We start from the raw sequence: 15560 nt of genomic DNA, 5'->3' as shown, positions 1-15560 counted from the left end.
GTTTTTGTCTTCCGGCCGCCATGACCCTTGTTCTCAGCCGATGTTGAGGATCTGTCCGGGTTTGATGAGGTTCGGGTCGTCGCCGATCAGGTGGTGGTTCGCGTCGTAGAGCGCGCGCCATCCACCGTCGACGTGGTGCCCGGTGGCGATCGACGAGAGCGTGTCGCCGAGGTCGACCGTGTACCTGCTCACACCCGAAGTGCCGGACTTGTCGGCCTTGTTGGCGTTACCCGGGGTAGCCGATGCGGTGGAGTCCGAACTGCCGGAAACGTCCGAAGCGTCCTTGCCGGTGCTGGAGTACAGCTCGGTGCGGCTCGCCCGGTCGGCGGCGGCCAGCTCCTCGTCGGTGGGGCTGTACGGCTTGGCGTGGCGCCCGCTCGGGGCGCTCGCGGTCGGCGCGCCGCCGTCGGAGGGCCCCGCGGGCGTGGCCGCGGACGGGGGCGCGAAGGTCCCGCCGGGGTCGGTGTTCGAGCCGCCGGCGCCGGTGGAGCCGGTCGCGCCGGGGGCTCCCGTCGGGGACCACGTGCCGCCCTGGCCGTCGGAGCCGCCCTGCCCGCCGGAGCCGCCGGAGTCCCCCGGGGCCGTGGACGGCGAGGCCGGCGCGGTGGGGGCGGTGGGCGCCGAGGGGGCGCCGGACGCGGTGTCGGACGGGGTGTCGGAGTCGCCGGGCAGCAGGCCGGTCGGCAGCGGCACACCCGGCATCGCGGGCAGCGGCATGCCGGGGATCACCGGCCCGGACGAGGAGTCGCCCGGGTCCACGTCGGGCGTGCCGTGGTCCTTGGCCAGACCGGTTTTCTTGTCGCAGCCGGGCCACGCGCCGGGGCCGAGGTCGGCGAGGATCTTCTCCGCCACGGTGATCTGCTGGGCGCGGGAGGCCAGGTCGGGGCGCGACGCGTACTGGTCGCCGCCGTGCTGGTCCCAGGTGTCCTGCGAGATGGCCAGACCGCCGAAGAAGCCGTTGCCGGTGTCGGCACTCCACAGGCCGCCGGTCTCGCAGACCGCGACCCGGTCCCAGGTGCTGCTTTCCGCGGCCTGGGCGGTGGCCGCCCCGAGCAGCGGAATCGCGATCCCGGCACCGGTCGCGGCCGCCGTCGCGACGGTCACGACGGCCGGCGAGGTGGGCCGGGGGCGTCGGTGCCTGCCGTTACCGGACGAGAGCATGCGGTACGCCTTTCGTTGGGCTGTACGCGCCTGACGCGGGCCTGCGCCGCGAGGGCGGCGGTGCGGCCACCCGGCGGCTGCCCGACGCTGTGGGGGCGGCGCGCGGCGCGAGCCGTGGATGCCTCGCGCTGACCGCAGAACGTAGCGGTGTTGGCCAACGGATCACAAGTCGATGTAGCGGGTATCACGTCGCGATCACGGGCGTGACGGAGCGTCACTTCCGTTGCGGGACGCGGCCGCGGGCTCCGGGGTGAAGGCCACGGGCAGGGTGCGGAGTCCGCGCATGATCAGCCCGCCGCGCCAGCGCAGTTCGTCCGGTTCTGCGGCAAGGCGCAGATCCGGCAGCCGGGTCAGCAGCGCGGCCAGCGCCGTCCTGGCCTCCAGGCGGGCGAGCGGGGCGCCCAGGCAGTAGTGGATGCCGTGCCCGTAGCCCAGGTGCTGGTTGTCGCGCCGCGCCAGGTCCACGGTGTCGGGCGCGCCGAAGCGGTCCGGGTCGCGGTCGGCGGCCGCGAGCACCACCAGGACCGGCTCCCCGGCGGCGACGGACTGCCCGCCGATGGCCAGCGCCTCGGTCGCGTACCGCCAGGTCGCCAGCTCCACGGGGCCGTCGAACCGCAGCAGTTCCTCGACCGCGCTCTCCAGCAGGGCCTCGTCACCCCGGGTCAGCGCCTGCTGCAGTTCCGCCCGCTGCGCCGGGTGCCGCAGCAGGGTGTGCATCCCGTTGCCGATGAGGTTGACCGTCGTCTCGAACCCCGCGAACAGCAGGATGAAGGCCATCGCCGCGGCCTCGTTCTCCGTCAGGTGCTCGCCGTGGTCACTGGCCCGGATCAGGCCCGAGATGAGGTCGTCGCCCAGGTCGCCGCGCTTGCGGTGGATCAGCTCGACCAGGTAGGCGCGCATCTTCTTCACCGAGCGGGCGACGCCGCCGCGCGGGCCGCCGCCGTGACGGATCATCATCCCGGCCCAGTCGCGGAAGTCGTCCTGGTCCTCGGCCGGCACGCCCAGCAAGTCGCAGATGGCGTAGATCGGCAGCGGGAACGCGAACTCGTGGATCAGGTCCGCCTCCCCCCGCTCCGCGAAGCCGTCGATGAAGCGGTCCGTCAGCTCCCCCACCCGCGGCGCGAACTGCGCGACGCGGCGCGGGGTGAACGCCTTGGACACCAGCCGGCGCAGGCGCGTGTGGTCCGGCGGGTCGATGTTCAGCAGATGCGTCATCAGGTCCGCGCTGCGCTCCCCCGGGATGCCGGTCTTCCCGCGCGCCCCGGCCTCGTCCGCGTGGTGCACCGGGTTCTTGCTGAGCCGCGGGTCGGCCAGCGCCTCGCGGGCGTCGGCGTAGCGGGTCACCAGCCACGCGCCGACACCGCTCGGCAGCCGCGTCCACCGCACCGGCGCGTGCTCGCGCAGCCACGCGTACGCGGGGTAGGGGTCGGTGGCGAACTCCCACGAGAACAGCTCGGGCATGTCGCCGGGCACGCCGCCCTCCCGCGGGCCCTCGGGGCCCGGAGGGTGCGCGGGGCCGGACGGGCGTGGGGGGACGGGGCCGGGGTCGTTCACCCCTCGACGGTATCGGCCGGCGCGTCCGGCCGGGCCGCGGCCTCCGCCAGCGCGTCCCTGCTCAGCCGGTCGGCCTGCCGGGTCGTCTCCGGCAGCCGGTACGCGGGCGCCAGCGCGAGGACCTGCGCGCAGGCCGTGGGCAGGTCCACGAGGTGGCCGGTGGACACGAAGACGGGCTTGACGCCGTCCTGCGTGCGCAGCACCCGTCCGACGGTCTCACCCGCGTCCACCAGGTCGGCGTATGATCCGCGCGTCCCGGCCAGGTCCGCGGGATCGTAGGCGCCCACGAACGGCGTCTTGGCGACCCCGGCCGCGGGCAGCCCGGTGAGGACGCCCAGATGGCAGGCCAGCCCGAACCGGCGCGGGTGCGCCAGGCCGTGCCCGTCGCACAGCAGCAGCTCGGGCGTGTTGCGCAGCAGCCGCAACGCCTCGACCAGTGCAGGGAGTTCGCGGTAGGCGAAGAGGCCCGGGACATAGGGGAAGGTGCTCGTCGCGGTGGCCGTGGCCCGCTCCACGACCTCCAGCGTGGCCGTGTCGATCACCACGACCGCCGCCGCCACCAGGTCGCCGGTGCCGCGGCCGTCACCGGCGTAGGCCACGTCGAGCCCGGCGACCAGCCGCGGGTGGCCCGGGCCCGGGCCGCGGTGGTCGGCCAGCGGCCGCAGCCGGTCCTGGAGGGCCAGCGCGGACGCCTCGTCGGTGGGCCAGTCGTAGGGGACGTCGACACGCACGGTCAGCGGTCCCCGCCCTCTTCTCCCTGCTCTCCCTCAGCCATGTCCCCGTCCCCGTACTCGCCGGGGTCGGCCTCGCCCCAGGGCGTGGTGTCGTCGGGCGCCGGGCCCGGAACCGCGCCGCGCGACGCGGACTCCGCCTGCCGCAGCGCCGCCCGGTAGCGGCGGGCGGCATGGCGCAGCGCCGCCTCGGGGTCGATGCCCGCGGCCTGGGCGGCGGCCGCCTCCGCCAGCAGGTGGTCGCCGAGCGTCGTCTCGTCGTCGTACAGCGGAGCCGGCGGGGTGACCGGCTGCCGCAGCCCGGCGTCGCGCGCCCGCCCGGCGAGCTTGGCGGCGAGCGCCAGCGCGGGCGAGGCCAGCGGCACGCCGTCGGTCACCGACTCGCGGGACTTCTCCACGCCCTTGAGGCGCACCCAGTTCGCCCGCACCTGCTCGGGCGTCTCGGCGACCTCGTCGCCGAAGATGTGCGGGTGGCGGTGCACCAGCTTGGCGACCAGCCCGGCCGCCACGTCGTCGATGCCGTACGGGTCCTCGGGGTCGCCCTCGGCGATCGCGGCGTGGAAGACGACCTGGAGCAGGACGTCCCCCAGCTCCTCCTTGACCGCCTCCCGGTCGCCCTCCTCGATCGCCTCGACCAGCTCGTACATCTCCTCGATGCCGTACTTGGCGAGGTCCTCGTGGGTGCGCAGGCTGCTCCAGGGGCACTCGGCGCGGATCCGGTCCATCACCTGCACCAGGTCGATCAGCCGCGCGCCCGGCAGGTCGTAGGAGCCGGGGAGCAGTTCGAGGTCGGGCATCTGGATCCGCCCCGAGCCGCCGAGGCGGGCCAGCTCGTCGGTGACGGCGGGTGCGTCCCCGCCGGCCGGCGGCAGGTACACCACCGTCCGGCCGCCCTCCGTCGCGTCGACCAGCTCCCGGCCGGTGGGATCGGCCAGTTCGCACTCCACGCCCGCCTCGCGCAGGTAGGGCAGCTGCGGGTGCTCCGGGTCCGCGCACACCACCCGGTCCGCCTCGCGCAGCAGCTGCCAGGCCGGCCAGGACAGCTGCCCCGGGGCGACCCGGTGGCTGGTGGCGAGGAGCACCAGGCGGCCGGTGGCGGGGGTGCCGCCGTTGTCGTCGTTCACCCCTCGAACGTACCCCGCCGTGCCGGCGGCCGGGTCACATGCCCTGGCCGCCCGCGGCGGTCTGGGTCGGGGTCTTGTTCACGACCCACGGGTCGGACACCGAGCCGATGGTGCCCTTCGACGCGTCCCATGTGCCGTACCGCGGGTTGATGGTCACGCCGACGCTCTTCGAGGTCTTCACCACCGCCTGCTGCAGCGCCGCGTTGCCGCCGTCGCTGCCCGGCTGGTAGCCGAGGTGCTGGATGATCTTGCCGAAGGCGACGTTGCGCTGGAAGAAGTGGTCGATGTCCTGCGGCGCCACGCCGTACTGGCCGAGCAGCGCGGCGTCCAGCTGGGTCTCGCTGCCGCCGAACTGCTGGAGCGCGGCGGCGTGTTCCTGCTGCACCTCGCTCGCCGTCACGCTCAGCCCCTGGTCGGCGAGCGTGCGGTCGAGGACCTGGTCCTCCACGAGGCGGCCGAGCAGCTGGGTGGGCAGGTTGCCCGCGGACTGCAGGAGCTGCTGGCCCTGCGGCGACTTCTCGGCCGCCGACCGCAGGTCGTTGACCTGCGACTGCAGCGTCGCCACGGTGATCCGGTGGTCGCCGACGACGGCCGCGGAGCCCGTGTGCACCGGTCCCGATCCGCACGCGGTGAGCGCGGGGGATGCGAGCAGCAGCGCTGCGGCGGCCAGTGGGACGGCGGTGCGGCGGACCATGCGGCGGTCTGACGCTCGAACTCCCGCAGTGGCCGGCTGAGGTACGAGGCCGTCCGCGGAGGGAGTGAGCAGGAAGACCGACCGGACCATGATGCCTCCTGGCAGGAGAACGAACCTCGCGCTGACGGGGATGATCGCCCCGAGCCTATTTCCCCCGGCCCGCCGATATCCAGCACTCGGCACAACCTGATCCACCGGGCCGCCGCCCGGGCGCCGGACGGCCGTGCCCCGCGGGGGAGTTGCCGCGGTCCGCCAGGCCGCGCGCCGGGGGTGTCCGCGGGAATGCCGACTGGCGGGTGTCAGGCGGAAGGCCGGCCGGAGGATGTCAGGCGGGTGAGCGGCCGTCGGATGCCGGGCGGGCCGCTGGCCGCGGACGCCGCCCGGACCGGCAGCCGCCCGGACCGGCAGCCGGTCGGGCCCGCGGACGCTCGCGGCCGCCCGCGGCCGTCAGCCGACGACGGCGACCGGCGCGTCCCACGCGTCGCGGTCGACGGTGACGGTCGCGCCGCCGTACGACTCCTTCTGGTTCACCAGGTACTGGTGGCCGCGGCGGTGCCCGGTGAAGAGGCCCGACGAGAACGGGAAGCCGGTCGTCGTGCTCGCGGTGCCGTCGTACTTGGCGTACCACAGCGCGTCGGGCATACCCGTCGTCGTGCTCTTCGCCTGCGCGACGACGGCGGCGCTGGACGAGGTGAAGCCGTAGAAGCCGGCCCAGTAGCCGCGGGCGTGCAGGGCCCCGTCCCAGGCCTGGATGTAGGTGAGGACGGCCGACACGCACGAGGTGTTGCCCGAGTCGAACGCCTCCATGTCCAGGTAGACCGCGCTGCCCGCGCGCATCCCGAGCGCCTGGGCCTTCGCGACCGCGTCGGACCCGTCGGCCGCGCCCAGCGAGGCGGCGGTGGACGCGGTGATCTTCTCCGGGTTGGAGCTCGTCTGGCACGGCGGCTGCGCGCCGACGTACAGCGGGACGAGCCGCCAGCCCGCCGTCGTCACGGTCTGCACCCAGGACGAGGTCAGCTGCGGCTGCGCGCAGCCGCGGTTGCGGCCGCCGACGTAGACGGCCGCCGCGCCGTAGGGGGAGTGCGCGCGCCAGGCGCTCATGGTCGTCGCCGAGGGAGCCGTGCAGGTGTCGAAGGCGAGGCCGGTGAACACCCGGGGCGTCGTCGACGGGCGCGGCACGCTCTTCACCGCGGGCGCGGTCACCTTCGCGGGCAGCGTGACCGGCACGGGCCCCTTGCTCGCGGTGCCGCTCGCGGTCGCCGACGCCGAGGCGGTGGCGGTGCCGCTCGCGCTCGCGGACGGGCTGGCCGTGCCGTCGAGCGGCTTGAGCGCTCCGGGCGACGCCTGGTTCGCGGGGGCGCCGGTGCCGGTCGACGCGGCGGACGCGGCGCTGGTGGCCGTTCCGCCGCTCCCACCGGTGGCGGAGGCGGCCCAGGCCGCACCACCCGCGATGACGATCACTCCGGCGGCAATGGCGGCGTAGCGGTGCCGGCGGGGCTTGGGCAGGCGTCGGTGCGACACGGGACCTCATCGGGCTCGGTGGGCTCATCGCTGGGCGCGTGAACGCGGCCCGCGCTCCGGAGTTCGCTGCACGGAGCGCAGCAAGTATGACCGGCACCCGAACGCCTTGACAATCAGGGTGGTGAGAGGGGTAAGGGGGCCGCGCAGGAAGGATGTTACGGGGCTTTTAGGTCCGTGGTGATCGGATGGCGGCCATGACCGAAGCGCTGCGCGAAGGACACCACGGCACGGGACCGGGCGCGATCACGCCCGACGGCTGCGCCGTCGACCTCTACCTGCGACTTCCGGCGCGCAACGAGCCGGACGTCATCGAGCGGGCCCTGCCGGCCGGGGCCACGCTCCTCGAACTGGGCGCCGGCGCCGGCCGGGTGACCGGCCCGCTCGCCGCCCGCGGTTTCGCCGTGACGGCCGTCGACGAGTCCCGCGCCATGCTGGACCGCGTCGAGGCCCGCGTGCCGGGCGTGCGCACCGTCCACTCCCCCATCGAGTCCCTCGACCTCGGCGAGCGCTTCGACGCCGTGATGCTCGCGTCGTTCCTCGTGCACGCCCCGGAGCCCGCCAAGCGGCAGGCCCTGCTGCGTGCGTGCCGCCGCCATGTCGCCGACGGCGGTCACGTCCTGCTCCAGCGCGAGGGCGAGGGCTGGCACACCGGCCTGCCCCGTGAGGCCCCCCTCGGCGACGGGGTCTCCCGCGTCCTGTCCTCGCAGGAGGTCTCACCCGGGGTGCGCTCGGTGCACGTGGAGTACGTCTTCCCCGACGCCCGCTGGACGCAGACGTTCCTGTCCCGTCCGCTGACCGCCGCGGAGTTCACCGAGGCGCTGGCCGACGCGGGGCTCGCCGTCGACACCTACCTCACCGAGGACGGCACGTGGGTCAGGGCGCTGCCCGTGTGAGCGGCCGCGCCCCGGCCCGGCCTCGCCCTGGCCCGGGGGTCAGCCGCCGCACTGGGCGAGCATCGCCTGCTTGTCGGCGGTGGTGACGGGCAGCGCGTACTTCAGCGAGACCTGGGCGATCCGGACGGCGTACGAGCAGCGGATCTGCTTGTTCGGCGGCAGCCAGGACGCGGGCCCCGAGTCGCTCTTCGCGCCGTTCGACGGGCCGTCCACCGGGATGAGGTTGAGCGGGTCGTTGGCGATCTGCTCCCGCTTGTCCTTCGACCAGTGGGCGGCGCCCATCTGCCAGTCGTAGGACAGCGGCATCACATGGTCGATCTGGATGGTGGTCGCCTTGGACTTCGTCCAGTGGATGGCCTTGCCGGTGTAGGGGTCGTCCAGGGTCAGCGAGACCAGCACGCAGTCGGACCCGGAGCGGTAGTGAAGGTCGAGGCCGTCTCGCTTGAGCAGGTCGTTGCGGGTGTCGCAGCCGTTGTGCGCGAACGGCACGCCATTCGCGGAGTCCATCCACGCCTGGCCGAACTGGTCACGCGAGTATCCCGTCTTGGGCCCGCGGCCCTTGGTGGCGACCTTCTGGATCAGCGCGCGGGCCTTCGCCTCGTCCGAGGAGGAGGTGATCGCCTTCAGCCCGTCCTTCGTCCCGTCGGGGTTGTCCAGCGGGCTCACGGCCCGCCCGTTGCTGACCACCGGCCCGTTGCCGCCCGCGGACTGCCCGCTGCCGGTCGGGTCGGCCACCCCGATGGTGTCCTTGCACCCCGCCACGCCGACCGCCGCGATCAGCGCCACGGCACACGCGAGGCTCCCCGATATCCGTCTGTCCATCCCGGCGCCCTTTCCCGAACGCTCGTCCCCTGCCCGAGCGTTGAGCGCCGGGCCCTGCTGCTCACCTGCCCAGCGTCCGCGATTTTACGGCGCCGCCGGGGAGAGCGGGCCTCCCGCCCGGGCGGGACGAGGGATGCGCGCGGGTCAGAGGGACGCGGTGCGGCCCGCCGGCGGACGCTCGTCCGCTGCCTCGCCCGTCAGGGCGCGGCGGGCCGCGGCGACGAACTCCCAGCTGCCGTCGGCCCGGACGCGAAGGGCGCGCGTACGGGCCGACGGCTCGCGCTCGGCGGCGCTGCCCGCCGCGTCGGGGCCACCGGCGACGAGGCGCGCGTGCAGACGGAACTCGTCACCTATGCCGCGGACCACTTCCGCGCCCCGCTCCGCGACGTCGTCCGGCCCGGCCAGCCGCACCCGGACGTACGCCTCGTCCAGCGCCCGGCGCGCGGCGAACCCCGCCTCCCAGCGGCCCGACTCGGTGAACGGCGCGGCGAACCACCCCTCGTCCAGCACGCGGTAGGCCTCGTCCGCGCGGGACAGGAACGTCTCGTACACGCCGCGGCACACCTCCCGGTGGTCGGCCGCCCGCCGCTCGGCCCGCTCCTGGCGGGCCAGCACGCTCTGGTGCCGCAACTGCCGCCCGGTCACCCACGCGGTCGCCGCGCCCGCCACCCCCGCGGCGCTCAGCGTGGACAGGGACGTGATCAGGGCGACCGCGACGGTGTCGTTCACGCCCGCCATTCTTCCGCCCGGACGGGCTCCCGCGTCAGCCCCGGAAGTCGCCCGCGGCGAGCCCCGCGAGGAACGCGGACCACGCGTCCGCCCCGAACACCAGGGCCGGTCCCTGCGGGTCCTTCGAGTCCCGCACCGGGACGGCGCCGGGCACGTTGCGCGCGACCTCGACGCACTCGGCGCCCTCTTCATTGCTGTAGCTGCTCTTGTGCCAGCAGGCGGCGTTCAGGTCGGGTCGCTCGGTGTCTCGCATGGATACCGCTCCTCCATCACCTTGCGGACAAGTGCCACGGATTCTTCGCGGGACAGGGCCCCCGCCTGAGTGCGATCGTAGGCGATCCGATACCGAGCAATGTCCCGGAGATCCTGGACCAGCACTCCAAAACGGCCCTCCAGATACAAAGACTGCTCGCCATCGGAAGTCGTCGTGAACAGCGAACTTCCCGTGAGCATCGCCGGATCGACTCGGTCCATCGGACAGATGCGGATCGACACACGTGGCAGTTCGGCCATGACCAGCAGGTGCGCCAGTTGGTCACGCATGACGGCAGGTCCCCCCACCCCCCGGTGGAGCGCCGCCTCGTCGATGACGGCCCAGAGCCATAAGCCTCCGTCTCCGAGCCGCCGCTGACGGTTCAATCTGGTCTCCACCGCCTCGTCGACGTCCAGCCCTGTGTAGATCCGACCTGCTTCGATCTGCGCACGTGCGAAACCCTGCGTCTGGAGCAGGCCCGGAATCACCGGCCAGAACCCGTGCAGAACCATGGCCTCCGCCTGGAGTGCCATGTAACGCTTCGCGTAATCCGGATACGGGTTGGGCGTCAGGTGCGGCCATAACTCGACCAGTTCGCCACTTGCGTTGAGGGACTCGTCAAGTCGCTCCGCGAGCTTCCAGCCCGGTGGTTCGGTGGCCAGTTCGATCTTGGCGATACGGGTATGGGTGACGTACACCCGCTCGCCCAGCTCCTGCTGCGTCATTCCGGCGCGCTCGCGCAGTTTCCGGGTCTTCGCTCCGAAGAGCGCCGCCACACTGTCCGCCGGGTCGAGGTTCTTCATCGGCACGGTTCCGCCCCCGTCTTCCGCCACTTGCCGGTCCGGGGCGGCAAGTCCCGCCCCCTACCGAGGGTAGTTATCGCTGGCGACGCTGTGTGCATGAAAGACAACTCTGTGGATAACTCTCCGACAGTGGCGACGGCGGGATGCCGTTTCCCGCGTCACCGGCAGTCGGCGAGCCGGGCGCGGGCCTTCGTCCGGGCCTTCCTGGCGACGGTCGAGGCCGGCGAACGGTACCGGGAGACGGGCGAGCTGGTGGTCTCCGAACTCGTCGCCAACGCCGTCGAACACGCCCGCACACCGCCGGACCGGCTGATCGAGGTGATGTGCGCCCTGCACGGCGGGGTGCTGCGGGTCGAGGTGCACGACGGGGACCCCGCGCCGCCCCGGCCCCGGCGAGCGGACGCGTACGACGACCGGGGCCGGGGCCTGGTCCTGGTGGAGGCGCTGTCGGCGGCCTGGGGCCACGGGTCGCGCGTAGGCGCGGTGGGCAAGTGCGTGTGGGCGGTGATCGCCCTGGGCCCGGCATCCGTGCCGGTGGCCGCACCGAGCAGCACCCCCCGCGGGGAATCGACCCCGGCCACAGCGTTGGATGCCGGGCGAACCCCGACCCTACGGTGACCGTGCGCGCTCACGCAGCCGTACCGGCCCGGCCCGGCTGGTGCGGGGCGCGCGTGCGGCACGCGCTGTGGGGCGGGGGCCGGGCCCCCGCCATGGTCGTGGCTGACGTCCCGTCACCGGCTGGGCGGGCGGCCTTGGCCGGGGCGTCGCGGACGGTACTCCCGGCTCGGGTACGATGCCGTCTCCCTCAGCACAGGTGTTCGCCCGCTCCGGCCGCGCGGAGGCAGGTGCCGGTGCCGGGCTTGCTCCTGTCCGGCTCCGAAAGAGGTCCTGTCCCATGCCGAGACCCGGCCGCGCCGCTGCCGCCGGCCCGAGCCGCAGCACACTGCTCGCTCGGACGCTCGTCGCGCTCGCCCTGTTCGTGGGCTACCACCTGCTCGCGCCGCTGATCCTGGCCGCGCTCGTCGCCCTGGACCTGCTGCTCCTGCGCGGCTCGCAGCCCTTCGCCCTCACCAGCCTGGGCGCGTACGCGGGTTCCGTCGCGATGGCCTCCTCGCTCGTCAGGGTCGTCTATCTGACGCGGAGCGCCACGCAGGACCCCGCTGACCTCCCCGGCCTGCCGCTGACCCGGGCCGCGCAGCCGGAACTGTGGCATCGCGTGGAGGAGTTGGCGCGGTCCGCGCGCACCGCGCCCCCCGCCGAGATCCGGCTGTTCTCCGACGTCAACGCCATGGTGACCGAGGACGCCCGCCTGCTCGGCCTGCGGCGAGGCACGCGGCGGCTCTACGTCGGCACCCCCTTCCTCCTCGGCCTGACCGAACCCGAACTCGACGCGGTCCTCGGCCACGAACTCGGCCACTACGCCAACGGCGACACCCGGCTGGCCGTCACCGTGTGGGCGGGGCGCGCGGCCCTGGAGCGTACGGTCAGGACCCTGAACGCGCGCGCGGCCGCCCACCGCGCGGGCGAGACGGCCGAGGCGGAGGCCAAGGCCGCGCGGCGCAGGGCCCGGGGGAAGCCGGAGCCGGTGACCGTCCGCGTGTCGCGCGGCCCGGACCATTCCCTGAACGTCGTCTACACCGCGTACGCGAAGCTCTGCCTGCGCTGCACCGAGGGGGTCAGCCGCCGCCAGGAGCACGCCGCCGACCTCGTCGCGGTCAAGGTCGCCGGGCGGCGGACCGCCGCTTCCGCGCTGAGCCGCCTCACGGTGCTCAGCATCGCCACCGACGTGTACCTGACCAGCTATCCGGCCATGGGCTGGGACTCCGCCACGGGCTGGGGCACCGCGTTCCTCCCTCCGCCCGGCCAGTTCCACGGCGGCCTGGCCCTCCTGCTCGCGGACGGGGCCCGCATGCGCGAACTGGAGGAAGCGGCACCGCGCCTGCCCGAACCGCACCGCTCCCCGTACGACGCCCACCCGCCCCTCGCGGAACGCGTCGCGGCCGTGGAAGCGCTGCCGGACGACGGCCGGCGCGCTGCCGGTGCGGGACCGGCCATCGGCCTGCTGCGCGACCCGCACACCGTGCTCGCCGCCCTGGAGGAAGCCGAGTTGGGCCCGGACGCGCGGACCGCGCGCCGGGTGCCGTGGCACGAACTCCCGTACTGGTCGCAGCGCGCCGCCCACGCCCGCACCGCCGAGCCGCTGCTGCGCGCGACGGCCGAGGCCGCGGCGGCCCGCGGCGTCCCCCTGGGCGGGCCTGCCGACCTCGCCACTCTGCTCGACCTGGTCGACGCCGGGATGCAGCCGGAGATCGCCGCGCTGCTGCCCAAGTCCGCCGCGGCGGAACGGAGTACGGGCCGCGCCGCGGCGGAGTTCGCCCGCACGGCCTTGCGCTCGCACCTGCGCGCGCTGGCCGTCGTCGCCCTCGCCGACACCGGGCACATCCGCTGGGAACTGTCCTGGTCCGGCGCCCCCGTACGGCAGTTCGCGGCCGAGGGGCTGGCCGGAGCCCTGGAGGCGGCGCTGGACGCCGCCATCGCCCACCCGCCCGCCACGGCACCGTTGCGCGCCCTGTTCCAGCCGGCGGCCCCGCCCCAGGGCGCCGTCCCGACCACCACCATCCGAAGGCTCCCATGAACACCGTCGTGTACATCGCCGGCGCTTGCCTGCTGGTCTACGCCGCCGTGACGATCCCGCGCAACGCCAAGAAGGCCCGCGCCAAGCGGGCGCAGGCCAAGGCCGCGATGCCCGTCAAGATCGACGCGGCCGCCTACGGCCTGGTGCCGGCCGCCCAGGTCGACACCGCGCGCCCCGGCCCCGACCCCGAGGCCGACGCCGCCGTCGCCGCGGCCCGCGCCGGCGACTGGCGCCATCCCGCCGCCTACCTCGCGGACGCCGGGAACGACTGGGATCTGCGCTGGTACCGCGTCGGGCACCTCGTGCGGGCCGCCGCGGACGACGACGCCTGGCTGACCGCCTGGCGCACCGAACGTCCGGGTGACCCCGCGGCCGCCCTCATCCACGCCGACGCCCTGGTCCAACTGGCCGGAAAGGTACGGGGCGCCCAGGGGGGAGCGCGCACCACAGCCGAGCAGTTCGAAGGGTTCCACCGTCTGCTCGGGCAGGCCCTGCCCGCCTGCCAGGAGGCGGCCCGGCTGGCCCCGTACGACCCGAGCCCCTGGGTCGCGCAGATCACCATCGCCTACGGCCTGGGCTGGTCGCACGACGACTTCCGCCAGTTGTGGGCGGAGATCACCGCCCGCGACCCGTACCACTTCGGCGCACACGTGTCCGCGCTCCAGTACTGGTGCGAGAAGTGGCGCGGCTCCAGCGCGTTGATGTTCGACTTCGCCGAGCGGGCCGCGTCCTCGGCGCCGCGCGGCAGCCTGCTGCCGGTCCTCCGGCTCTACGCGACCTTCGAGCACGTGCTCAAGCAGACCGATGACAGCTTCTACGAGGACCCCTACGTCAGCGCCGCCGTCGACGCGGTGCTCGACGCGGTCGACCTGGCACCCGCCGGCCACCACCGTCTGCCGACGGTGCGCCATCTGCTGGCGAACGCGGCCTACCGGACGGGGCGTTACGCGGAGGCAGCCGAGCAGTTCCGCGAGATCGGCGGTTACGCGGGCGGCGTGCCCTGGATGTACTTCACGTCGCCGCTCAAGCAGTTCGTCCATGTGCGGACGCACACGTTCAACGAGTGGGAGAAGGCCGGCCGCCCGGCCGCCCCGCCCCGGGTCGCTCTCTGACGTCCCCGGGCCCCGGATCCCCGGTCTTCTCCGGGGGTCCGGGCCACAGGCCATCCCTTCTCGCGCGGGCCATGACCGTTGCCACACGCTGCCGACGCGAACGTGTGGCCGGCCATGTCACGTCTCGGCGAACGCCCGCAGTGCCGACGTCAGTTCACTGCTGAACCCGTCGCAGACCGCCATGCATCGGCGGACGGCGGCCGGGTCGAGCGCTTCCGCTTCGGGCCCGGCGGAGGCGATGGCCTCATGGCAGGCGGCCTCGACCTCCAGATTCCGCGTACCGAAGTAGCCCAGCCCGTAGGCACGCGGGCCGTCGCCGACCTCCGCCAGGTAGCGTGCGCGCGCCCCGTCCCCGGGGACCACGATGAGCGACGCCTCCATGACGTCGTCAAGGTAGACGGCCAGTTCGCGCGCCAGCCGCACGATCCGCTCGGTGTCCTCCTCGCCCATCGCGCCCAGCACGTCGGCGAACGTCAACCATGCACTGAGCGCGTCCAGTTGGAAGCTCTCGGCAACCTCCGGTTCGACCTCCGACGCGAACAGCGGCGTGGACCTCAGGTCGGCGATCGCCGTCGCCAGTTCGCCGTCAGCCCCGCCGTCCAGCCGGCCGGCCCCCGCGCCCAGCAAGCGCGCGAGCACCGCGGGGTCCACTCCCCACTCCTCCGGCATCGCGATACCGGCCAACGGTCCCTGCACCCTGCGCAGTGCGCAGTACGCCGCCTGACGCCTTTGCCGCGGCCCCGTGCCGCGGATCCACGCCCACAGCCCCGCGTCGTCCCGCCAGACCGGCCCACCCCACGCCGTCCTCACTCACTCTCCCCTTCGGAGATCCGCGATTCCGTCCTCCGGAAGGAGATCGCGTCGGCGCCGCATCGGCGAGCACCGGGCTTACTGCTGACGGATGGCCGGCCTGGCGAGGGTGAGTTCGGTCCACCGTGCCAGTTCCGTGGCATGGCTGCCTGCGGCGGTCGCGCGGGCGACCGCCGTGCCCTCGTCGGGTGTGGGCACGCCGCGACGGGAGAGCAGGGCAAGCGGCCACGCCGGAGTGCGGGGCTGCGCTCCGTCGAACGGGTGCCATTCCCAGGCCGCGTCGAACCGCCAGGCCCGTCCGGCCCGGTCGGCGACCTCGTCGCCCGGTTCGAGAAAGGCGTAGGGGCGGAAGAGCAGTTCGATACGGATCGGTTCACCGCCGGCGGGGTCGAGCGCGTAGGCCTGGTCCTCGTCTTCCGGGTCGTGGGTCTCGCCCCGTGGCAGGAGTTCCAGGTAGGAGGCAGGCCGCGGCAGCATCCCGGTCACCAACGGCGGGTCGAAGTGGTGGACCGCCAGGACATGCACCACGGTCGGGGGGATCCCCACCCGGCACACGTCGCCCGACGTCAGCTCCGCCTCGGCCGGTTCGGTCCGGAAGATCTCCCACTCGCGGGCCGCCGGCGTGGGAAGCGCCCTGTCGCCGTTCCACCGGAAGCCCTCCGCTTGGGGGTCCGCCTCCAGCCACGGGCAGCGCACCGAGACGTGATAGCGAGAGGCA

16 protein-coding genes are annotated in these 15560 nt (G+C 74.1%); 4 read left to right on the top strand and 12 right to left on the bottom strand.

The window, feature by feature from the left end; translation table 11 throughout:
* Window positions 1-33: 33 nt before the first annotated feature.
* The 6 genes from BMW99_RS42945 to BMW99_RS27865 all read right to left on the bottom strand — a co-directional run bounded on the left by BMW99_RS42945 (window position 34) and on the right by BMW99_RS27865 (window position 6479).
* The gene (locus tag BMW99_RS42945; protein WP_075017768.1) at window positions 34-1161 is read right to left on the bottom strand and encodes a transglycosylase family protein; all 1128 of its coding nucleotides are present in this window, start codon (window positions 1159-1161) and stop codon (window positions 34-36) included.
* A 195-nt stretch (window positions 1162-1356) separates the two neighbouring features.
* Window positions 1357-2622, bottom strand: coding sequence for a cytochrome P450 family protein (locus BMW99_RS27885; RefSeq protein ID WP_079176207.1), 1266 nt, complete (start codon window positions 2620-2622; stop codon window positions 1357-1359).
* Between the two features lie 89 nt (window positions 2623-2711).
* Window positions 2712-3452, bottom strand: a complete 741-nt coding sequence (locus BMW99_RS27880; protein WP_407640328.1) for an endonuclease V — start codon at window positions 3450-3452, stop codon at window positions 2712-2714.
* Complete coding sequence (locus tag BMW99_RS27875; RefSeq protein ID WP_079138567.1) at window positions 3449-4570, bottom strand: nucleoside triphosphate pyrophosphohydrolase; 1122 nt, start codon at window positions 4568-4570, stop codon at window positions 3449-3451. Before BMW99_RS27875 ends, BMW99_RS27880 begins: the two co-directional genes overlap by 4 nt.
* A 34-nt stretch (window positions 4571-4604) precedes the next feature.
* Complete coding sequence (locus BMW99_RS27870; RefSeq protein ID WP_069464485.1) at window positions 4605-5264, bottom strand: SurA N-terminal domain-containing protein; 660 nt, start codon at window positions 5262-5264, stop codon at window positions 4605-4607.
* Between the two features lie 447 nt (window positions 5265-5711).
* On the bottom strand, window positions 5712-6479 hold the full coding sequence (locus tag BMW99_RS27865; protein WP_407640327.1) for a glycoside hydrolase domain-containing protein: 768 nt from the start codon (window positions 6477-6479) through the stop codon (window positions 5712-5714).
* Between the two features lie 500 nt (window positions 6480-6979).
* Between BMW99_RS27865 and BMW99_RS27855 the strand changes: the two genes are divergently transcribed.
* Window positions 6980-7678, top strand: a complete 699-nt coding sequence (locus BMW99_RS27855; RefSeq protein WP_069464486.1) for a class I SAM-dependent methyltransferase — start codon at window positions 6980-6982, stop codon at window positions 7676-7678.
* A gap of 39 nt (window positions 7679-7717) precedes the next feature.
* Here BMW99_RS27855 and BMW99_RS27850 read toward each other — a convergent pair whose 3' ends face one another.
* The 4 genes from BMW99_RS27850 to BMW99_RS27835 form a co-directional block, all read right to left on the bottom strand.
* Complete coding sequence (locus BMW99_RS27850) at window positions 7718-8500, bottom strand: HNH endonuclease family protein (protein ID WP_069464482.1); 783 nt, start codon at window positions 8498-8500, stop codon at window positions 7718-7720.
* A 144-nt stretch (window positions 8501-8644) separates the two neighbouring features.
* Complete coding sequence (locus BMW99_RS27845; RefSeq protein WP_141726208.1) at window positions 8645-9229, bottom strand: hypothetical protein; 585 nt, start codon at window positions 9227-9229, stop codon at window positions 8645-8647.
* Window positions 9230-9263: 34 nt separating this feature from the next.
* The gene (locus BMW99_RS27840; RefSeq protein WP_069464480.1) at window positions 9264-9482 is read right to left on the bottom strand and encodes a DUF397 domain-containing protein; all 219 of its coding nucleotides are present in this window, start codon (window positions 9480-9482) and stop codon (window positions 9264-9266) included.
* Window positions 9455-10285, bottom strand: a complete 831-nt coding sequence (locus BMW99_RS27835; protein ID WP_069464479.1) for a helix-turn-helix domain-containing protein — start codon at window positions 10283-10285, stop codon at window positions 9455-9457. Before BMW99_RS27835 ends, BMW99_RS27840 begins: the two co-directional genes overlap by 28 nt.
* Window positions 10286-10381: 96 nt before the next feature.
* Between BMW99_RS27835 and BMW99_RS27830 the strand changes: the two genes are divergently transcribed.
* From BMW99_RS27830 to BMW99_RS27820, 3 genes are all read left to right on the top strand, one after another.
* Window positions 10382-10903, top strand: a complete 522-nt coding sequence (locus BMW99_RS27830; protein ID WP_075017765.1) for an ATP-binding protein — start codon at window positions 10382-10384, stop codon at window positions 10901-10903.
* Window positions 10904-11180: 277 nt separating this feature from the next.
* Window positions 11181-12920, top strand: coding sequence for a M48 family metalloprotease (locus tag BMW99_RS27825; RefSeq protein ID WP_075017764.1), 1740 nt, complete (start codon window positions 11181-11183; stop codon window positions 12918-12920).
* Entirely contained in the window at window positions 12917-14032 is a 1116-nt protein-coding gene (locus tag BMW99_RS27820; RefSeq protein ID WP_075017763.1) for a hypothetical protein, read from the top strand. Before BMW99_RS27825 ends, BMW99_RS27820 begins: the two co-directional genes overlap by 4 nt.
* A gap of 117 nt (window positions 14033-14149) precedes the next feature.
* Here BMW99_RS27820 and BMW99_RS27815 read toward each other — a convergent pair whose 3' ends face one another.
* Together BMW99_RS27815 and BMW99_RS27810 are read right to left on the bottom strand one after the other, a co-directional pair.
* Complete coding sequence (locus BMW99_RS27815; RefSeq protein ID WP_141726644.1) at window positions 14150-14716, bottom strand: hypothetical protein; 567 nt, start codon at window positions 14714-14716, stop codon at window positions 14150-14152.
* 204 nt (window positions 14717-14920) lie between these two features.
* A partial coding sequence (locus tag BMW99_RS27810) for a hypothetical protein (RefSeq protein ID WP_075017762.1) occupies window positions 14921-15560 on the bottom strand: 640 nt, incomplete at its 5' end.

The organism is Actinacidiphila rubida (assembly GCF_900110255.1).
GTDB lineage: Bacteria > Actinomycetota > Actinomycetes > Streptomycetales > Streptomycetaceae > Actinacidiphila > Actinacidiphila rubida.
Note: the sequence above shows the minus strand (reverse complement) of the source record. Positions and strands in the feature narration are given on the sequence as shown.